Genomic DNA, 20,023 nt, shown 5'->3' on the forward strand with positions numbered 1-20,023 from the left:
CACCCCTGGGGAAATGCATGGTGTATGGCGCGGGATCCACCGGTTGGAATGCGTCGAGATCGGGAAATCCCGGCGGAGCCGCCGTCGCAGCGCCGGCCCCGACCACCGAAACGCCCAGCCACACAACCGAAATGGCCGCTGACGTCATCCTGCTCAACACACGCTACCGCCTTCTGCTAGTGCTGGACGCCGAACGTGGTCGTCCACGTGTGGGGATCGTAGACCGGACCCGGTGGCCAGGTGCTCACTCGCAGTTGAACCGTTTCAAGCCCAGTCGCGGGATCAATGGACGTGCCTGTGACCGTGGGCCCGTAGACACTTGGAAGCTGGCCTTGGTCTACCAGCGTCTGTGGGGCGGCGCCGATCAGCCCTTGCGGGGTGGCCGCGGTTATGGCCTGCACTGGGCCGTCGGTGGTCGCGCCGACAAGCATGTACCCGCCACCTTTGAGTGCGACCAGTTGGCTTTCGCGGTCACCGGCTAGGCCGACGTCGCCGACGCGCTGCAAGGAGCCGATCCAGCTGTTGGGTTTGGCCCGGTCGATGGGTCCAGACATCCAAAGCCCCCGGGTCAGATCGCCTGTCCGGTTGGTGGCGTTGCCGATGATCACCATCTGATTGGTGGTGGGGTCGTAGACGCCGCTGGCCTGGAAAATGTTCGGCAGGTCACCGACTTTCACCGGATGAGCAGGGTTGGTGTAATCCCACACCGATCCGTTGGTCACGTACGGGCTGACCCCGGGGGTTTCTGTGCCATCTGGGTTGCTGAAAAACGCATACCGGTGGCCATCAGGCCCAATCGCGGTACCAGTCGGCAGCGGCCGGGTGCCCGGCGGGCCCTGCGCCAGCTGGGAAGCCGGGCTGCGGGGCACGCCATCTCGCGGATCGCCGCCGAAGATGGGTCCTTGACCGTCTTGGAACTGGTCTTGCAAGTCGTACCCGTCCTGCTCGTGCTGGGATGTGCCGGCCGGTCCGCTGACAGTGGGATCGTTGGCGGGGATTTGCTGTTCGTCGTCGACGAGCCGCACCTCGCCGTTCGTTGTTCGCGGCGGCACGGGAAGCCCGGAGGCCGTGGCGATCGCGGCTGCCAGGTTCTGGTCGATCCGATCGCCTTCGTCGAGGGCGTCGCCAATGCGCACTTCAAGCGCGCTGATCTTGTTCGCAATGCTCTTCTGGGTGGCGGCGTCGAGGTTGCCGTAGTTCGGTGGCGGCGTCACCTCATTGGTGGACGCGTTGACTTCCACCGCCGGACTCTCCGCAGCGTCGGCGAGAATGCGCTTGACCTCAGTGGCCAGGACCTCGGCATTGTGCTGGGCGCGATCCATCGCGGTGGCCGCGTTAGCCAGATCATCGGCCTTGCCGCCGTGGGTAAACGCGGTCGCCGACATGGAGATGGACGCCTCTTGTGCGGCCTGACCCTGCCAGGTGGAGGCCGTCACCAGATCGCGGTAGAACTCCGCCGAGTCGGAGTGGTTGGCTGCCATGTCACGCGTCGCCTTGGCCAGATCGGCGATCTCACCCACCCAATCCAGCAGCTCCTTCAACGACAACGCCACGAACGCCCCTCAGCTGCCGACGCCCGGATTGCCCAGCTCGCGGGCGCTGAGCGACTCGGTGTGCAGGTAGGCACCCGCTGCCGCCCGATGACCGTCCGCGTGCTGGGTGAAACGCTCACCGAACCCGGTGGCATCGGTCTGCCAGACTCCCACCATCTGCGGCAACGCCGCACCGGAGAGGCCGGAACCCAACGCCGCCTGACTCGCCCGCCACAGCGCCGAGCGATGTGCCTCCGCGAAATCCACTGCCTGACAATCGATACGGCGCGCCGCTACATGCAACTCCGAGGGCCTGACCACCACCGGCTCCACCCGCGACCTCCCCGTCGACACGATGCAGACAATCAGACGTTAGCTGCACCACCGACGGCATTGCGACGGTCATTCGCTACGACATCTGCGCGATTCCCCATTGCCGCTTCCCGTTTGCGCCACCGGACTCGATTTCACCGGCGCGGCATCGGGCTCAGTAGCGGGTGAAGCCCGCGGAATTCATTGTGACGCTTGGAGAGCGCGGCCCTCGTCTTGGCAGCCGGCGACGAAGTCCGGCGGGGAGTCGACCCGGGGAATCAGCCCGCTCTTGAGAACGTTCCCCAGCAGCGATCGGCAGTACTGCTCCAGATCGGTGCTGGGCTTCAGCTGTACGTGGCGGTTGAGGACCTGGTCATCGATGGCTTGTTTGCCTTGTTCGTAAGAGGGCGACCCGGAATCGGCCCTGGCGGCAGGTGCGAAGACAACGGCGACGGCGCTAATAACCGCTACCAGCCTCAATCCGGGATTCCAGCTCACGAAAATATCGTACGTCGCCTTTCGCGCCAGTTGCCTTACCGAATCAGACGGTCATGTCCTGGGCCCGCGGGTTTTGAGGCCCGTTATCATTCGGCATCAGCATGTTTCGCCGACTCTCCCCGCACGAGTCAGTCGAGGTGCCGGTCGACATCCATTCTTTGGTGGAGTATGGGAACCACATTGATCACGTCGCCACTGACAATGCTTTTGACGCCCTGCTCAGCCCGCCGCCTCTCGACGACCAACCGGGGCCTGCTACCCAGCGCTCCGGTGCCTACCGGGACGGGACTTCCACCCGCTAGTCCAGTCCAACTTGCAGGACGCAACATACGTCCGGTGATACCAACTATTGGTATCTCGCATTCGGGGCGCGGCGGGTTCAGCGGGCAACGAGCTGGCGCCGTCTCCTGCAAGATCGCTGGGTTTATCCGGCCCATACGTCCTCGACGTAGTGGTCGGATTCGACGAGACCGTTCAGCCAGTTGCGAGCCTGATCGTCGTCGGCGCCCGTCCGTGCCCGATAAATGTCGAGGAACGACCCGCGCACCGCCGGCGCCATCCGCGCGCCGTCGCCGCACACGTAGACATGAGCGTCCTTGGCCGGGTCCCCTAACAGGTCCCACACGTCGTCGGCGTCCGCGACGATCCGGTCCTGCACGTAGCGGACCCCGTCCTGCGGCGCGCGGGAGAACGCCGGGCGCATCTGCACGATGCCGATGATTTCGGCCTGCTCGAACCGGTCTCGGAAGATGTAATCGACCTCCGGGTCACGCACCCCGAAGAAGCACAACGCAGGCTCCACCGGCGTTCCGGCGCGTTGTGCGGCGAGTCGGTCACCTAGGAAGCCGAGGAATGGTGCGACGCCGGTACCGGCGCTGACCAGGATCACGTTCTTCGCCGGATCGGCGCCGGCCCGGAACGCCTGGCGGGCCGGGTCCACGCGCGCCCGGATCACCTGTCCGGGTTGGACCGTCGCGAGGTAGTTGGACGCGACACCTTTGAACGAGCCGTGACCGGAACGGGCCGGCGCATCCAGCACACTGACGACCAGCCCCACCGTGCGCGGTGACAGCAGCGACGACGACGCGATCGAATAATGCCTCGGCACCATCGGGTCGAGCAGTTCGAGAAGTTCGGCACCGGTCAGATCGCAAGCCGGGTATTCGTGGAGGCACTCCAACACGCTGAGCGGGCAGCCGTCTGGGGCCTCAGCCAGTTCGGTGAGCCGCTGGCGCTCCGCGGGATTGCTGTTGGCCGCCGCAAGACTGCGTAATTGACTGCTGGTCAACGGTTTCTGCAATTCGACGAAGTGCGTGAGCAATTCTCGGACGCTGACTTCTCGGTCCAGTGCGATGAGTCGCCTTGAGCTGCGCCGCGGGTTGATCGCCAGCCGCAGTCCGGGGTCGAGGCTGAGTTGGGCCAAAACCGTGTCGACTACCTCGGGAGGGTTGTCGGCCATCACCGTGAGATGGTCGCCCGTTTGGTAGTCGACGCCGTCCGGAAGGTCCACGCGGACATTGGTTTTGGCTTGACCCAGCCCGGGGCTGACCAGTTGGGTGTTCTCGACGATGGTCATCGGGATCACCGCCGACCGTGCGTCCATCGCCGCCGTCACCGGGCCGACGATCTGGCGCATCTCGTAAAGCGGTTCGGTCGCATCATCCGTGAGCGGCGCGGCGTCAGGGTCTCCGAAGCGTTCGGCCAACGACGACCACAGCGCGGCCGCGAACTCCTCGATCGTGCCGACCATATCCCCCGAGGTGTCGGCCGCTGCCCGCGCGACCAATTGGTTGGCTCCCAGCTCGCCGAGGCGCTCATCGATGCGCTGCGGGACCGCCTGGTAGGTGTCGGCCCAGTTGTGGTCACCCACACCGAGAACCGCGACGTTGGGTGTCGGATTCAGTGTGGTATTCGCGTCGAGCAGCCAGGTGAGGAAGGCGCGCGCATCGTCGGTCGGCTGTCCGTTGTAGGAGGACGCGATGATCACGATGGCCTCGGCTTCGGGGAAACCGCCAACAGCATCGTCGAGGGGCGCCACCGTCGCCGTGCAGCCCAGAGCCGTGGCATCGTCGACGAATTGGCGGGCCAGGGCGCGGCACGTGCCGAGGTTAGAGCCGTGCAAAATGGCCAGCCTGGTGCCGGCCGTGATCGCCGTCGGGTGCTGCTCTGCCTGTTGCGCGGCCCCGACCTCAGGCCCAGCTGTGTCGGCGCGGCGGTCCTGCGGCGTGCGCCGGACGAGGTCGAGCCGGAATCCGACCGGCCGGCGGCTGGTCGGCGTTTCCCATTGCGGGACATAGTGGTAGGCGTCGATGAGACGGTAGCGATGTACGATCCGGGCCAGTGCCATGGCCGCCTCATGCAATGCGAACTGCCGCCCGATGCAGGATCGTGCACCGGTGCCGAAAGGTTTGAACAACGCAGCCGGACGGGTTGTCGAGCGTTCAGGAGCGAAGCGGTCGGGATCGAAGAATTCGACATTGTCGCCCCATTGCGGCTGGCGGTGCAATGCGCCGGTGAGGATCGTGACGGCCTCGCCGCGCTTGATCGGATACTTACCACCGATCACGGTGTCTTCCAAGGCCATTCGATCGAAATGCAGCACCGGAGGGGACAACCGCAGCGTCTCCTCGATAACCTGCCGCAGATAGGTCAGCTTGCCGATGTCGTCGTACCCCGGCAGGTAGTCGTCGTCGGCTCCGAACACGTTGTCCACCTCGGCGCGCACCCGATGCAGCACCGCCGGATCGCTGACGATGTTGTACAGCGCGTTGGGCATCAACTCCGACGTGGTGAGCTGCCCGGCGATCAGGAAGGTCAGGATCTGATTGCGAATGTTCTGCGTTTCCAGGGCCGGCTTGCCATTCGGATCCCGTTGCAGCATCAGCGCTAACAGATCTTCGAACTCGCGGTTACCCGATCGGTGCTCGGCGATGAGTCCGTCGATGAACGTGTAGAGGGTGGCCAGCTCATCGTTGAATACCGTTGTCGGCGTGGGCGATCCGAGCTCCCCCAGTGCAGTTGTGAAGCTCTGCGGGATCGGCGCCAGGCCTGGGTAGTCGTAAGACTCGAACCGCGAACCGAATCCGGCGAGCGCGACGGTGTCCATGGCCAGCTTCTGCAGGTCGCTCGACACATCCACCGGCCCGACGCCGGCGCTGGCGTCCCACCGGTCGATCATTTTGCAGTTGATGTCCAGCATCGCTGCGTGATAGGCGCGTAGACCCGCGTAGCTGAAACCGGGCAACAGCACATCGTGGGCTTGCTGCCAGTTCGGTTCGCCGTGGTAGGCGGTGAACAGTCCGTCACCGGACAACGGCCGGACTCGGGCAAGGGTTGCTGTGAGGTTCTTGGCGAACCGGCTTTCGTCGCAAAGCTCGGCAACGAGTTCCAGCGAGCACGCGTACAGCTTCCTGAAGCCGCCGTTGAAGTCGGAGTAGAACAGCGGACCATGCAATTCGCCGAGTAGGTCCACCCCCAACGCGCGGGGCCGGCCGACCAATTGGTCCGGGCCGGGCAAGGGCCCCTCGGCCGAAGGGACGCCGGGAAGATCCGGCGGTGGCGATGCACGGAACTCAGGCATGCCCGCAGCATAGATTTCCGCGCCGCCGCCTCGTAAAGAATCAGCTGAACGACTTGGGTGCGTTAGTGTTAGTGGTCTCTTGGATCGTCAGTCGGACTTCTTCAGCCACCCGACATAAGTCAGGTACAGACCGCACAACGCGAGCCCCAGGAAGCCGACCCGCACGACACCGATGGCAGTGCTCGACGTTTCCGTCGCGGCTTCGGCTCCCTTGACGATCAACTGCGGCGCGGCGAGCAGTACCAGACCCCGCAGCAGGAGGAACCAGCCGAACAGCGAGATGATCACGGCGGCAACGCTGCGCCAGTATTGGTGAAACGCGACAACGAAGATGCCGCAGAAGAGCAGCAACGCGCCCAGGACCCACGGCCACATCGGGTCTGTCGAGAAACTGGACAACTGTTTCCCGATGCTGCCGGCCCTGATCGCGACGATCGCAGTGACCACGGCGACGAATGGTCCGAGCACACGTGCGAACGAGCGGGTGCGCTGCGAGCGATCGGTTGCGGTGACAGGTGTGGGCATGGTTCAAGACTCCTTTCGACGTGCGCCGGATGGTTGGTCGGTGGTTGAGCCATCACGTTTGGTAGACGATCGAGGCGTCGAAGAAGTGACAGGTAAGCGCGTCGACGTCCGCCGCAGCCCCGTCTGGAATCCGCGGATGTCACCCGCGGCGAGCCGCGCGTTAGTGTGCTCTGACTGGCCTCAGCGAAGAAGCCGGTAGAAAAATGGGGCGAATTCATGACCGCAGCAGCAGAAACGTCGGCGCTCGAAGAGCGGGTCGGCCACTACTACCAGATGGACGGCACCTACCTGGTCGGCCGCGAGAAGGTCCGCGAGTACGCCCGCGCAGTGCAGGACTATCACCCCGCGCATTGGGACGTCGCCGCCGCCGCGGAGCTGGGCTACTCGGGGCTGGTGGCGCCCTTGACCTTCACGTCGGTCCCGGGCATGGCCTGCAATCGCCGCATGTTCGAATCGGTGGTCGTCGGTTACGACACCTACGTGCAGACCGAAGAAGTCTTCGAGCAGCACCGCCCGATCGTGGCCGGCGACGAACTGACCATCGACGTCGAACTGACATCGGTGCGCACGATCGCCGGTAGAGACCTGATCACCGTGACCAACACCTTCACCGACACCGCCGGCGAGCGGGTGCATACCCTGCACACCACCGTCGTCGGCGTCACCGCCGAGGATATCGGTCCGGCGACCAAGGCGGCCGTGGTGAACGCGATGATGCATGACTTCAACCTCGCCGATATCGGCGGAGCCGACGCGGACTACCAAAAGACGGTGCGCCCCGTGGGCGAGGTTCGGATCGCCGAGGACGGCGCGACCCGCACGCCCGGCACGCCCAACTTCGATGACGTGAACGTCGGCGACGAGCTACCGACGCACCACACCCGGCTGTCGCGCGGCGACCTGGTGAACTACGCCGGCGTGGCCGGCGACGCCAACCCGATTCACTGGGACGAAGACCTCGCCAAGCTGGCCGGACTGCCCGATGTGATCGCCCACGGAATGCTCACCATGGGTCTTGGCGCCGGATACGCCTCCGCGTGGTCGGGCGACCCCGGTGCGGTCACGCGCTACGCGGCGCGGTTGTCTCAGCCCGCGATCGTGTCAGCCGCCGAGGGCTGCGAAATCGAGTTCAGCGGCCGGATCAAGTCGCTGGACCCGGCCACCCGCACCGGTGTCGTCATCGTCGGCGCAAAGTCCGGCGGCAGGAAGATCTTCGGCCTGGCGACATTGAACGTCCGCTTCCGCTGATCCCTTTGAGCGTTCCCGTCGTAGGCTCGAGGCGGTGCTCGACAAGTCCGGGATTCGCTTCGTTTCCCTCGGTGACCGTCGATTGGCGTACGAGGTACGCGGTGACGGTCCGCCCCTCGTCGCTCCGGCGTGGTGGGTCAGCCACCTCGAACTCGACTGGCAGGACGCGGGCGTTCGACGATTCTGGGACGGCGTCGCGCAGCACCACACGCTGATCCGCTACGACCGACTCGGCGTCGGCATGTCCGACCGCACCGTGCGCGATTCCGATCTGACTCTCGACGGCGAGGTCACGACGCTGCGCACGCTACTCGATGAGCTCGGGATCGATCGCGTGTCACTGGTCGGCGGCTCGTCTGGGAGCTGCACTGCCGTCGCCTTCGCGGCGGAGTTCCCGGAGCGTGTCGAGCGCCTGTTGCTGTACGGCTCGTACCCCCGCGGTGATGTGCTGACGCCGCCGGGCGTGGCCGACGCGATCGTGGCCGCTGTACAGGCCCATTGGGGACTCGGTTCACGCGTGCTCAGTGACATCTTCCTCGGCGGTGCCGATGCCGCGGAACACGAACGCTTTGCGCGGGTGCAACGCGAGTCTGCCACCGCGGCGACCGCTGCAGATCTGTTGCGACTCGTCTACCGACTGGACGTCCGCAGCTGTCTTCCGCTCGTGCGCGTGCCGACGACCGTCGTGCATCGTCGCGACGACCGGGCCGTGCCGTACCACCTCGGACGTGAGGTGGCCGCCGCGATCAACGGCGCGACATTCATTCCGCTGCAAGGTAGTTCGCACTTCCCGTGGTACGGCGACATCGATTCCGTCGCTCGCGCATGCCGCCGCGCACTGGCACCACAGCAAGATTTCGAGGTCGGCGAGGTTGCGCCGGTCCTGCTGTCGAGTCGCGAACGCGAAATCCTCGCCTGCGTTTCGCGCGGTCTCGGCGATCGCGAGATCGCAGAGCAGCTTCAGTTGAGCTCGCACACCGTTCACCGCCACGTCGCGAACATCCGTCGCAAGCTCGGCAGTCCTTCGCGGACCGCGGCCGTCGTCGAGGCCACGCGGCTCGGACTCTTGAGCTAGCCGAAATCGGCCATTGGCCGAAAATGGCCGGTTTGAGCGATGCGCAAATTGCCTGTCCACTCGTAGTTTCACGGCATGACCGAGATCGCCTCTCCCGAATCGCGCACCGAACTGCCGGCCGACCCTGCCTATGCGGCGTGGTTGCGGATCATGGCCGTGCTGTATGACCCGTTCGTCTGGCTGGGCGAGCTCGCAGGTATGCGGCGCCGACGGCGCGCGCTGGTCGCCGACGCTTATGGGCGCGTCGTCGAAATTGGTGCGGGCACGGGGCTGAACATCGCGCACTATTCCGACGCTGTCGACGAACTCGTGCTCACCGAGCCCGAACCCGGGATGCGCCGGAAACTCGCCCGGCGCCTCGCACGTCTTGGACGCGCCGCGCGCGTGTCGGCCGCGCCCGCCGAACGTCTACCGTTCGCCGATTCGTCGGTGGACACCGTCGTTGCGACGCTCGTCCTCTGCACCGTCCCCGACCCTGAAAGTGCGCTTCGCGAGATCGCACGCGTACTGCGCCCGGAGGGCCAGTTGCTGTTTATCGAACACATCCGCGCGAGCTCGCGATTCCTCGCGACGTGCCAGGACAAATTCCTGCGACCGTGGCGGGGCTTCGCAGGCGGGTGCGAATGCAATCGTCCGACCCTCGAGCTGATGCGCCGTTGCGGCTTCACCGTCAGCGCCAACGCTGCCGTGTGGAGCGGGATGCCGGCGATCGTCCGTCCGCTCGCCGTGGGGCGGGCGACTCGATGACCTTCACGGCAAGTTGCCCAGCCACGGCCCGCCGAACGTGTTGTCCGGGCGGGAGAATGGCCAATTTCCCTCCCCCAGAGCACGTTCGGCGATGATCAGACGCTGAGCAGCGCCCTATGGCCCCTGCCGCGGGTCTAAAGAATTCTCACTCTGGATGGACGGCGGTTTTGGCTCCGGATGGCTGCTGCGCAGCTCACGGTGCAGCTCTAGGTTTGTCGAATGGCGCACGTTGTGGTGGATCCCGACGCCATGGCCGCGGTCAGCCGGCAGGTCGGCGGCGTCGGTGCCCAATCGCCGGGGGTGGTTGGTTCGATAGCGCCGGCGGCGGCCGATCCGGTTTCGGTTGCGGCGGCGAATACGTTGTCAGCCCGCGCGACCCTGATCGCCACCTACAGCGCTGCTGCCAGCGAGGTTGCCGCGATGCGGGCCGCCCAATTGGCGGCCAGCGCCACCGGCTACGCCGATCAGGAGGCCGCCAACCAGGCCGGTCTGGGCTTGGGCACGGCGACACCCGCCCTGCTCAGGGTCGCTTCCGCGCCGATCGCCCCCCCGGTGGCGCCGGTCGTCGTCCCGCCGCCGGTGTATGGCCCCCCACCCGAGGATGCTCTGAGCATCTCCACACTCATCCATGCCGGTGCCCGAGCGCCGCTGGATCCGGCGGCTGCCGACCTGACCCGGCAATCCAGCCGTCTCAGCAACGCGGCCGATGACCTGCGCAGCAACGCGACATGGCTGGAGCGGCAGTGGAGCTCTGCGGCCGGCGACGCGGCGGCTGCCCGGCTGCGTGAACTGGGGGTCTGGTACGACGGCCACGCCGAGGCGGCCCGGTCCGCGGCAGCGGCCACCAGGGCAGCCGCCGACAACTTCAAGACCGCACAAACCGTCATCCCCACGCCCGAGGCCCTCAAGACAGCCACCCAGCAGTTGACCAACGCCGAAGCCGCCGCCGCTGCCAACCCTCGCTGGGCCCCCTACTACCGCACCTCGGTCATCCCGGCCCTGCGCGCCCAACTCGCCGACCTGCAAAGCCAAGCCATCAACGGCCTGCACAACTACGGGGCGGCCAACCTTTCCTTCGACCTCACCGGCGAACCCCCACAACACCCACCCCGACCCCACCGCGGCATCCAAGCCGTCGACAGGCACGGCGGATTCCCACTGGATCCGACAACCACTACCTCCCCTACACCTGAACCTCCACAGTGCAAACCCGAAGATCAGGCGAAATTGATCAAGAGATTTGCTGAGTGGTGTTCGAAAAGAGATGAGCTGACAAGGGATATCACTGCCTGGGACCGTAAGTATCCACCAGGGCACGTATTCGACATGAGGGATCCGGTACAGGCCGCCGAGTACGAACGCGGCGAGGAGCTTAAGAGGGCAAGAGGCAAGCTCATACACGATTTCGGCGAGCTCTTGAAAGACGCGACCACATGCGGAGCCAAACAGGACGAAGCGCGACCGGTGACATTCTCTGGCCAGACGGGTCCAGAACCACATTGCGTCCGCCGAACTGAATCCGGGCATATCGGTAACCAAGGCAGGCGGTGAAAAGAGACGTTGATACGCGGCCCTGGAAGGTTGATGATTCGGTTGACGCGAATTGTCCACGCAGCCGCGATGACAGTCGCCGTGATGGCTTTCGCGGCCAGCGTCGTCGGGTGCGGGCCGAAGACCACGGACGACACGGCAACGACGTCGGCGCCGACCGCGCATGCCACGTCGTCGAACGTGCCGTCCCTCTTTCCGCCCACGGTCAACGAGGGGGCCCCGATGCCCGGCCCGGTGTCCCGCCTGCGGCCCGGAGCTCCAATCATGTTGGGCGACAAAGCCACAACAGTGTGCACCGCAGGCTTCTACATCGACTACCCCGACCCCAAACATTCCGGCCAGCGGCTCCCCGCCTTTCTCACCGCCGCGCGGTGCGCTCAAGGCAACGCTCACGCTCCGGTCGCCGTGATGAAAGTTGATGCCCCGGGCCAGAACCCGAAGCGCACGCAGATCGGCGAGATCACCTATCTGCCCGCCGGCGACCAGAACCCGGGGACCGCCGGTGCACCGTGGGCGATGCCCATATCGCCCGTGGCCATCTTCAGCCCCGGGCAACCTGATTGGCCGATGCCGGTCGACATCACCGTCAATAACAAGGCGCCGACCGCTGAGATGCTACAGACAGCGCTAACGGCAGAACAACGCAAGGCGCCCGCGACGTGGACCAACAGTTTTGGTGCCGTCGTCACCGGACACGTGCTCGACCCAGCGTCCACACTGGAACTACGCGACATCCCCGCCGCCGTTCAACGCGTCGTCATCGCCACCGACGATCCGTCCCTCCCGATCTACCCCGAGGTACTCGGGTCTCCGGTCACCGTCGACTTGGACAGCGGCACGTCGAACCTTGGCGTCATTGTCGGCACCGATCAAACCCGGCACTGGATTGTGGTCGATCTCATCAGTAGTTTCCTCGCCGCCCAGAGCGCGCGTCTTATCACAACGAACTGACACCCACGCCTGGCCGCGTCACCAACGTCAACTACCAACAGGGCATCATCGACAACGATGTCGATATCGCGCTCGAGCGCGCGAAAGGTTCCTGCGGCCAGCTAACTGTTCAGGGGCCTGGTCGCGGTGCCTAGTGGCGGGCTTTTCTGCCGGCGTCGTTTGGCTGAGGCGGCACGCACCATCATCGAAGGATGCAGCAGCCGCATCGGTGAGTCGACAAGCCAGGCCACCCTGAGGAACTGCTCGAATGCGGCGACGTCATATTCGGCAGCGGTCAGTAATCGGTCAATATACCCGCTGAGCAACCTCGTCGATAGCGGTGGTGTGCCTTTGATCTCGGGCAGGGAGAGGTCCCCGCCGGCGGCCAGTTGCCACGCCCGGCCGATTGGCTTGGCGGTAGCTCGGAAGAACCGGCGAGGGAGGTCGGTCGTGCCCCGGGACAGACACTCTCGCAGCTCCAAAGCTTCCAGTGCAGCCACCGTCATGCCCTGCCCATAGATCGGGTTGAAACTGCACACCGCGTCTCCGACGACCAGCAAGCCCTCCGGCAGCAGTCGCGCTTTGTCGTATCGGCGCCAACGGCTCGACGGGAACCGATGCTGTGCTGCCTCGCCAAGAGGTTCAGCTGCCCGAATGGCCGCCAAAACGTGTACAGGCGCAAACTTTTCGGCGAAAGCACACATCGCGGAGCATCCGACAGGTGGATCATTGCCCGCCATTCCGAATACCGAAAACATAACGGTGTCGTGCTCGTATCTGAGCATCGCCATGCCGGTGGGTCGGCCAGCCACTGGGGCCACGAGGCAACCGCACTCGTGCAACAACTCCGGTGGCATCCGCAACAGCTGACTCACATACATCAGATGGATGACGACGTCGTCCTCAGCGGGGCGGGCATAACCCAGCCTTTCCAGTACTGCCGGTGTCCGCGCGCCACGCCCCGTCGCATCGACGACAAGATCAGCGGACAGTTCTGATTCTGAGCGGCTGTGCCGGTTGACAATTCGCGCACCAGTAATGCGATCGCGGCGTGTGTTGGAGGTGACATCGACGACGTCATGATTGTCGACCAACTCGATGTTGGGAATCGCACGTACCCGGCGCCGGACGTGGGACTCCAGAAATGATCTGCTTGGGGTATAGGCCCTCAGCCCTTCGGCCGAACCGGATTGCAGGGCCAGGTGGCCGCCCATATCGAAGTGGACCTTCGATAGATCCCGATAATCAAGCGAGGGTGCGCCAGCTCCGACGAGTTCGTCGAGGATCCCCGGGAAGAGTTCTTCGAGCGCCCGAGCGCCTCGCAGTAGCAGGCCGTGGATCTGCCGCCCCTGCGGCACACCGCGACGGTTATCGGCCGTGTCGCTCAACGCATCCCGCTCCACAACGGTGACCGTTTCAAAAAAGTCGGCCAGTGCTCTGGCAGCCACCAACCCCGCCATGCTGGCGCCCAGAACCACCGCATGCTCACCGAGCTTCGCCATTAGCAACCTCTCGACGTACGTCACCATATACATGGTTTTGCGCACGGGGGTTGAGTACTCGACTACTCGTTTTTCGCCGATGTTGAACGGTCAACTTGCCTCAGGGCCAAATGAGGGCTTGATGTCGACGGCCTTTTCCGTGACTTAGACTTAGATCCCTCGTAACCTTGTTAGGTCTGCGTATGACAGAGCCTTTCGGGAAGATCTCGATCGTGGTACCGGACTTTGAACTTTCACGCTGAGCAGGTACCAGCAGCATCAGAGCGCACGAGGCGACATCCACCGGCAAGGCGGCACTCGCGGGTCACCGATAATTTCGCCATGCGCACGAAACTGAAGAGCCAGATTCCCGACGCGACGCCGGTCCTAGCCTGGCGCCGCAAGTCTCGCGCGCCGACCAGCGCTACATGCACCCGTCTCATATTCACTGCGGGTCCGCAACGACTCCGCAACCGACTTTGAGAATCCGCGAATTCTTTTGGCGGTTTGGAACCGTCTCATCGAACCCCCGTCTTTGTGTGTCGGCAGCCAATTTTATTCGCAATTAGCGCACAGTTTGGCTCGGTTCACCAGGTCGTCTGTCAGCCAGACGTCGGCGTCATGAGTGGCTCCGTGCGACAGCTGCCAGCGCGAGAGGATCACTTGTTCGAGGTTGGGGCCCTTCCGTCGGATCCGTTGAGGTTGTCTGGCCAATGCGAGCACGGGGTCGAAGGAAAGGCGGATGTCCATAACCCGCAGACCTTGGTCGACTGCCGTCTTGACGCGACGATTCGCGGGAGCACTGAGGAGCACAACCTCCTGGACTCTGGTGCCGAGCGCCCAGGAATGCACCGCCACCTCCCCGCCATAGCTGTGCCCGAACAAGGTGTGGATCCCTCGGGGGCTCATCTCGCCGGCCCAGCGAACGAAATCCTCGGCAGCCATTGCTCTCTGACGACTGCTATAGGCGCCGCTCCAGCTGAAGGGCGCACCCCGTGAGTAGAAATTCGGCCTGACCCCGCTTCGTATGAACTCATGGAAGTGGGCTGCCGGACGCCACCAGTCGCCTTTCCACCCCCAAGTTCCATGGATGAGGGCAGACACGGCGAGGATTCCGGTGGTCGGGCCTGGTCCCTGCTGGCCTGTGGCGACGTCGCTACCGTCGTCCCATGGCCCGGTCAATGAGGCCATGGCGAACTGCCGGACGATCGGATCCGCCGAGCGCATGGCTAGGGCCAACCTCCACTCGGCTACGAGTCGGAGCCGGCTTTCCATGTCTCCGTTGAAGATGCGTCTTGCCCAGAGCGCCTCCCTCGCCAGATCCTGCCACCGCGCCCCAAACCAGGCCCACGCGGTCTCCGGAGGGATATCGAGGTCGGGGTCGGGTCGGCAACGACCGTTTCCACCTGAGGCGCGGCCGGGCCGAACAAGTAGTGCAGAAATGTCTCTATGTCGGGAACATGTCTACGCCTCGCCACCAGCGCTGACGCCAATCCCCGTGAAAGATCGAACGACCCGAAGCTCCGATGATCGAGGCGGCTGCGGCAGCCGATTCGCGCTCGAGTGGGCTCGCGAGTACTTCCGCTAGGAATCGGACGGCGTCGACTGAGTCCGGGGCCTCGGCCAGAGATGCGAAAAGCTGCGCGCGACTTTGATCGCCTCCCAGGCCTCCCAGGTCCAAACGCATTCCGGCATCGCGCCAATTCCAGGTCTGATCGGTAATTCGATCATTGAACCCCATCGAGCTGAAGGCAACTTCCATTCCTTGCATGGCGACTGTCGCCCCAAATGGCAGGCCCAAGGCCGCAGCACGACAGGCGTTCAGCGATTCGTGACGCTCACCAATTTCAGCCGATTCGGCGCTGGTCACTGGTTCGAAAGAGATGTCGTCGCTCACGCCAAGTCCTTCCTGATGCTGGCGGTCAGTAGCTGGATCGACCACCGAGAGGTTCGCCCGAACCGCATCCTCTCCCGTCCAAACCAGCGACACCGGCCGGATCAGCTAAATTCATTGTCACATAAGATATTTGGATGCTCGTCAACAGAAACGGTAAATGAGAACCTACAAGCCAACCGGTCCTCACCGCGCCATGTTGGCGAATCGCGACAAGTGCAGTTGATGCGCGACGGTGACGGTCTTGGTCGGGCCGTTGCGGTGTTTGGCCAGAATCAAATCCGCCTCTCCCCCGCGCGGATCGTCGCGGTCGAACGCGTCCGGCCGGTTCAGCAGGATCACGACGTCGCTATCTTGTTCGAGACTATTATGTGCCGTAATGCCATTTACAACGAAATTGTGTGTGCCGCTTACGGTTCCGTCGTAGACATCTTGTTCGCCAATGCTGGTGATTTCGACAATTGTATCCCAGTAAGCATCGCTAGTTGCCAGCGAGTGAATCTCAGAATCTTCGAGCGCTGACGCGATTCTGTGCAACAATGGCCTGCCCGGGGCATGGCCCATTCTTGATTCGCAAACTTCCACTCTTGCAACCGTTCTGAATTTGGTGCGCGAGACAGAGCTACGGGCCAGCGCTTCTCGCACCCTGCCCCAAACTTCTACAGGAACCGTATCCGCGCCGGGACGTCGTGTGCGGGTTCGCAGTTGTTCGAGGAGGGATTCGGCGGATCTGCCGCGCTCACCGTGGACACCGACTTTCGTCAAGAAAGCAGTCTGATTCTCGGCCCTGTCAATCCACAAATGCCAGCAGTCCCGGTAACCCGCCTTCCGGACGCGCGCGATCCGGCTCTGCACACCAAGCCGCAGCAGCAATTGCGTGACATCATCGACTAAACGTCGACTAGTCGAGGCGTAATAGATCTTCCCCTGGTTAGCGACATGTTCCCACCGCACCGAACCGTCCGTCGCCCATAAATGCCGCAGGAACAACGCCACCTGGTCGTTGGGTGCGCGAAATATGGCCGCCGGCACGAACTTTTCGTAGCTGCGCTTGCCGAACAACCCAAGCCCATCCAGCCAGGCCGCGATCGGGTTGCGCTTGCCGTGCGTCAGCCGCTCCGGCGCCGGCATCCGCAGCGTTGTCACGCGCGCCGCCGGGTACTCGTCACGAACGGCGGTCACGCCGAAATGCGCCGCGGCCACGGTCACCGCGACGAGGTTGGCCTCGTCCACTGACGCATACCGGATCGGCTGCTTCTTGACGCACGACCCGTCGCCGATCATGTGCGCAAGCAGCACGACCTCGGACTCGTGCAGCCGCTGCGTGTCCACCGGTTCGGGCACCCGCCGGGGTGCGGCGATGCGGTCGCCAATCTTCAGCTGCTCCAACGGAGTCCAGCCCTCGAGCTTCATGAAGGGGTGGTTGCCGGTGGCTTCGACCTCACGCCCCGAGGCCAGCCGGAGCCGGAAGACCTCCTTGCGGCCGCTGGGGAACACATTGGTCATCGGACGGGCAACCATGCGCAGCCGCTCGTCCAGCGACCACACCAGCGGCCGCTCGCCGGAGCGCATCAGCTCACCGAGCGTGACCTCGGCACCGTTGTCGGCGCGCAGGATTCGGGTGGCGGCGGTCAGACATCCCGATTCGCGAAGGTCGGACAGCATGGGCTTCTTGTCCGTCCGCTGTTCAGGCCCACGGTTCAGCTGGCTGATCGCAACAACAGGAACCTCAAGCTCCTTAGCCAAAAGCTTGAGATGCCTGGAGAATTCGGATACTTCCACCTGACGCGACTCGTGCTTCTTGCCCGAACTCATCAGCTGCAGGTAATCGACGACGACGAGTTTCAGGTTGGCCTTCTGCCGCAGCCGGCGCGCCTTGGCCCGGATCTCCATCATGGTCAGGTTCGGCGAATCGTCGATAAACAGTGGGGCTTCGCTGATTTCGCTCATCCGCCGTGCCAGTCGGGTCCAGTCGTCGTCGTTCATCCGGCCCGAACGCATGTCGGCGAGCTTGATTTTCGCCTCCGCCGACAGCAGCCGCATCACGATCTCGGACTTGCTCATCTCCAACGAGAAGATGACGCTGGCCATCCGGTGCTTGATCGAGCACGACCGCAGGAAGTCCAACCCGAGGGTCGAGTTGTGTGTCGGCACCATGCCACGGCCGGCCAGATACAGGTGTTCAGCGTTGTCCACCTGGACGCAGCGCACCGGAACAGTGTTTACCCGACGCACAGCCTCGATCTGCAACACCGGGGTCAGCACGGCGGCGGCGGTCCGCCGCTCGGTGTACCGAGCGGCGGAACCTGCTACCACGATGGTGTCCAGCCCACGACGCAACTGGGCCGACGTTCGGATGCCGTCACCCGTCGGCCACTGGTGCCCGGCGTCGGCAACGATGACTGTGCCGTCGGAGAATTCGATCTCGTAGCACGGGCGGCTCAACATCACGTCGGTGGCAGCCACCACCCGCGTCGGCAGCCCGTCTGTGCTCAGCAACTCATCACCGACGCTGACGTCGCCCATCGTCGCCCAGCCCGCAGGCGTCGGCAGCGGCGTGTCTAGCGCAAGTGCCTTACCAACACCGGGCCGCGCCGCAACGATAATCATCTGCCCCGGATGCAGACCGTTGGTCACCTCGTCGAGTTCGGTGAAGCCCGTCGGAACCCCGCGCGCCAGGCCGCCGTTGGAGGCGATGGCGTCGATCTCGTCCATCGTCGGCTGCAGCAGATCCTCGAGCGCAATGAAGTCCTCGGAAAGCCGGCGGTCGGCGACGTCATAGATTTCGGCCTGCGCGCGGTCGACCACCTCGGCCACATCGGCGCCCTCGGCGCCCGCGTAGCCGTACTGCACCACCCGCGTTCCGGCCTCCACCAGCCGACGCAGCAGCGCTTTCTCGGCGACGATGCCCGCGTAGTAGCCCGCATTGGCGGCCGTCGGCACCGTCGAGATCAGCGTGTGCAGATAGGGCGCGCCGCCGATGCGGCGCAGCATCCCACGCCGGTCCAGCTCGGCGGCCACCGTTACCGCATCGGCCGGCTCCCCCCGCCCGTACAGGTCGAGAATGGCGTCGTAGACGTTCTGGTGCGCCGGGCGGTAGAAGTCGCCGGGCCGCAGCCGTTCCAGCACGTCGGCGATCGCGTCCTTGCTCAGGAGCATCCCGCCCAGCACCGACTGCTCGGCGGCTAAATCCTGCGGTGGCTGACGGCCGAAGTCTTCACTGGGCGGCGGAGCATCCATGCCCGGGTGCGGCAGATCGTCAACGACCGCCACTGGCTCTCACCTCCTCCCACATAACGACCCGAACATACATTCGATGGCCGACATCGAGAGCGTAAGCCACGGCACCGACACCCCACCCCTCGCTTCATTGGCCGGCTCCTCGGTTGGCCGCCGTGCGGCCCCTGTCGTCGCCGTCTTGAAGCCCCTGCCATCGTCTCGCGCCGGGACGACGCTAAACGTTGCTGGCGAGTACTCCAAGGGGGCCCTGTTTATGAAGCTGTGCATCGCGTGTGCATATCCGTCGACACCTGTGTTGAGGGGGGTGTGGAAAACCTGTGGATCAATGCGGAGGGTTACGACATCACTGCTGATTAGGACCGTACAACGCGTCGTCCATCGTGTGGACAACAATCTCTTCGGCGTGTCGGGCCAGGTTACCGCGTCGGGCGTGTTGGTTTTCAGTCAGATTTTCGCTGCGTTAAGGGTTGGTAACGGCGGTGCCCCAGACGGGCCCGCAAAATAGTTCGCCAGGCGCAAACCCCGCGCGTGCCGGCCAACCGCGCGTTAACCCGGCGGCAACCGGATCGAGGGTTACCGCCGGGACGAGCAAACGCTTCGAGTTAGCTCTCGGCGACGACTTCGAGTGCAACCTCGACGTCGATCTCGGGGTGCAGATGCACCGCCACCGGGTGCGTGCCGACGGCCTTGATGTGCGACTTGGGCAGTCGGACGATCCGCTTGTCGAGATTGGGTCCACCGGCCTTCTTGATGGCAGCCACCACGTCGCCGGAAGTCACCGAGCCGAACAACTTGCCCGAATCGGCCGCGGTCCGCACTGGCAGCGAAACCGGGCCCAGCGCCTCGATAGCCGCCTTGAGCTCGTTGGCGTGCTCCAGGTCGCGCACCGTCTTGGTTTCGCGGGCACGGCGGATGTCATCGGCCTGCTGCTGGGCACCACGGGAGGCGACGATCGCCAGCCCCCGCGGCAGCAGGAAGTTGCGGCCATACCCGTCCTTGACTTCGACCGTGTCGCCGACGGTGCCGAGGTGGTCGACGTCCGCCGTCAGAATCAGCTTCATCGTGTTGCGTACTTTCCGTTGGTCGTTCGGCGGCTAGCGCGCCGACGAGGTGAAGGGCAGCAGGGCGACCTCGCGGGCATTCTTCACCGCGAGCGCGATGTCGCGCTGGTGCTGCACGCAGTTGCCGGTGACCCGGCGCGCCCGGATCTTGCCGCGCTCACTGATGTAGGTCCGCAGCAGCGCGGTGTCCTTGTAGTCGATCTCGTGTTCCTTCTTCGCACAGAAAACGCACTTGCGCGCCTTGATCGGCTTCTCCGGAGCCGGGCGGCGCTTGCTGGACTTGGCCATGTCTGTCTTTCTTTCAGTTGCTCAGTTGTCCTGAAGTGTCTTGCAATGTCTTGAAATGTCT

General features: G+C 64.4%; 16 protein-coding genes and 1 pseudogene. 5 read left to right on the top strand and 12 right to left on the bottom strand.

Translation table 11 applies throughout. The features are described 5' to 3' along the window. Positions 1-176: 176 nt before the first annotated feature. From VML93_RS06710 to VML93_RS06730, 5 genes are all read right to left on the bottom strand, one after another. Positions 177-1,553, bottom strand: a complete 1,377-nt coding sequence (locus VML93_RS06710) for a hypothetical protein (RefSeq protein ID WP_325608942.1) — start codon at positions 1,551-1,553, stop codon at positions 177-179. Between the two features lie 9 nt (positions 1,554-1,562). Further along, a complete protein-coding gene (locus VML93_RS06715; protein ID WP_325608944.1) occupies positions 1,563-1,799 on the bottom strand; it encodes an ESX-1 secretion-associated protein in 237 nt (78 codons plus the stop codon). A 246-nt stretch (positions 1,800-2,045) separates the two neighbouring features. Next, positions 2,046-2,342: a hypothetical protein gene (locus tag VML93_RS06720; protein WP_325608946.1), complete on the bottom strand. Its 297-nt coding sequence runs from the start codon at positions 2,340-2,342 to the stop codon at positions 2,046-2,048. A 424-nt stretch (positions 2,343-2,766) separates the two neighbouring features. Further along, the gene (locus VML93_RS06725; protein ID WP_325608948.1) at positions 2,767-5,922 is read right to left on the bottom strand and encodes a bifunctional cytochrome P450/NADPH--P450 reductase; all 3,156 of its coding nucleotides are present in this window, start codon (positions 5,920-5,922) and stop codon (positions 2,767-2,769) included. Positions 5,923-6,009: 87 nt separating this feature from the next. After that, entirely contained in the window at positions 6,010-6,447 is a 438-nt protein-coding gene (locus VML93_RS06730) for a hypothetical protein (RefSeq protein WP_325608950.1), read from the bottom strand. 216 nt (positions 6,448-6,663) lie between these two features. On the opposite strand from VML93_RS06730, the gene VML93_RS06735 reads away from it, so the two are divergent. From VML93_RS06735 to VML93_RS06755, 5 genes are all read left to right on the top strand, one after another. Beyond that, positions 6,664-7,695: a fused (3R)-hydroxyacyl-ACP dehydratase subunits HadA/HadB gene (locus VML93_RS06735; RefSeq protein WP_325608951.1), complete on the top strand. Its 1,032-nt coding sequence runs from the start codon at positions 6,664-6,666 to the stop codon at positions 7,693-7,695. Between the two features lie 34 nt (positions 7,696-7,729). Continuing rightward, a complete protein-coding gene (locus VML93_RS06740) occupies positions 7,730-8,770 on the top strand; it encodes an alpha/beta fold hydrolase (protein ID WP_325608953.1) in 1,041 nt (346 codons plus the stop codon). A 75-nt stretch (positions 8,771-8,845) separates the two neighbouring features. Continuing rightward, positions 8,846-9,517, top strand: a complete 672-nt coding sequence (locus VML93_RS06745; protein WP_325608955.1) for a class I SAM-dependent methyltransferase — start codon at positions 8,846-8,848, stop codon at positions 9,515-9,517. Between the two features lie 219 nt (positions 9,518-9,736). Continuing rightward, the gene (locus tag VML93_RS06750; protein WP_325608957.1) at positions 9,737-11,068 is read left to right on the top strand and encodes a PE family protein; all 1,332 of its coding nucleotides are present in this window, start codon (positions 9,737-9,739) and stop codon (positions 11,066-11,068) included. Between the two features lie 69 nt (positions 11,069-11,137). Continuing rightward, positions 11,138-12,019 carry a hypothetical protein gene (locus VML93_RS06755; protein WP_325608959.1) on the top strand — a complete coding sequence of 294 codons (882 nt, stop codon included), beginning with the start codon at positions 11,138-11,140 and terminating at the stop codon, positions 12,017-12,019. 101 nt (positions 12,020-12,120) lie between these two features. Here VML93_RS06755 and VML93_RS06760 read toward each other — a convergent pair whose 3' ends face one another. The 7 genes and pseudogenes from VML93_RS06760 to rpsR all read right to left on the bottom strand — a co-directional run bounded on the left by VML93_RS06760 (position 12,121) and on the right by rpsR (position 19,962). Further along, the gene (locus VML93_RS06760; protein ID WP_325608961.1) at positions 12,121-13,500 is read right to left on the bottom strand and encodes a 2-polyprenyl-6-methoxyphenol hydroxylase-like oxidoreductase; all 1,380 of its coding nucleotides are present in this window, start codon (positions 13,498-13,500) and stop codon (positions 12,121-12,123) included. 534 nt (positions 13,501-14,034) lie between these two features. Then, positions 14,035-14,424: a hypothetical protein gene (locus VML93_RS06765; RefSeq protein WP_325608963.1), complete on the bottom strand. Its 390-nt coding sequence runs from the start codon at positions 14,422-14,424 to the stop codon at positions 14,035-14,037. A gap of 502 nt (positions 14,425-14,926) precedes the next feature. Then, complete coding sequence (locus VML93_RS06770; RefSeq protein ID WP_325608965.1) at positions 14,927-15,376, bottom strand: hypothetical protein; 450 nt, start codon at positions 15,374-15,376, stop codon at positions 14,927-14,929. Between the two features lie 183 nt (positions 15,377-15,559). Then, entirely contained in the window at positions 15,560-18,646 is a 3,087-nt protein-coding gene (locus VML93_RS06775; RefSeq protein WP_325608967.1) for a replicative DNA helicase, read from the bottom strand. Beyond that, positions 18,628-19,205, bottom strand: a pseudogene (locus VML93_RS06780) (hypothetical protein); the annotation flags it as partial. The gene VML93_RS06775 and the pseudogene VML93_RS06780, both read right to left, overlap by 19 nt. 10 nt (positions 19,206-19,215) lie before the next feature. Beyond that, positions 19,216-19,674, bottom strand: a complete 459-nt coding sequence (gene rplI / locus VML93_RS06785) for a 50S ribosomal protein L9 (RefSeq protein ID WP_325608969.1) — start codon at positions 19,672-19,674, stop codon at positions 19,216-19,218. Positions 19,675-19,707: 33 nt separating this feature from the next. Then, positions 19,708-19,962, bottom strand: coding sequence for a 30S ribosomal protein S18 (gene rpsR, locus VML93_RS06790; protein WP_325608971.1), 255 nt, complete (start codon positions 19,960-19,962; stop codon positions 19,708-19,710). Positions 19,963-20,023: the final 61 nt, after the last annotated feature.

It is taken from the genome of Mycobacterium sp., assembly GCF_035499775.1.
In the GTDB taxonomy this organism is placed as follows: domain Bacteria; phylum Actinomycetota; class Actinomycetes; order Mycobacteriales; family Mycobacteriaceae; genus Mycobacterium.

Coding starts and splice junctions, on each gene's coding strand:
- VML93_RS06725 (WP_325608948.1), bottom strand. CDS start 5,922: ATGCCTGAGTTCCGTGCATCGCCACCGCCGGATCTTCCCGGCGTCCCT.
- VML93_RS06730 (WP_325608950.1), bottom strand. CDS start 6,447: ATGCCCACACCTGTCACCGCAACCGATCGCTCGCAGCGCACCCGCTCG.
- VML93_RS06735 (WP_325608951.1), top strand. CDS start 6,664: ATGACCGCAGCAGCAGAAACGTCGGCGCTCGAAGAGCGGGTCGGCCAC.
- VML93_RS06745 (WP_325608955.1), top strand. CDS start 8,846: ATGACCGAGATCGCCTCTCCCGAATCGCGCACCGAACTGCCGGCCGAC.
- VML93_RS06750 (WP_325608957.1), top strand. CDS start 9,737: ATGGCGCACGTTGTGGTGGATCCCGACGCCATGGCCGCGGTCAGCCGG.
- VML93_RS06755 (WP_325608959.1), top strand. CDS start 11,138: ATGACAGTCGCCGTGATGGCTTTCGCGGCCAGCGTCGTCGGGTGCGGG.
- VML93_RS06760 (WP_325608961.1), bottom strand. CDS start 13,500: ATGGCGAAGCTCGGTGAGCATGCGGTGGTTCTGGGCGCCAGCATGGCG.
- VML93_RS06765 (WP_325608963.1), bottom strand. CDS start 14,424: ATGGCTGCCGAGGATTTCGTTCGCTGGGCCGGCGAGATGAGCCCCCGA.
- rplI (WP_325608969.1), bottom strand. CDS start 19,674: ATGAAGCTGATTCTGACGGCGGACGTCGACCACCTCGGCACCGTCGGC.
- rpsR (WP_325608971.1), bottom strand. CDS start 19,962: ATGGCCAAGTCCAGCAAGCGCCGCCCGGCTCCGGAGAAGCCGATCAAG.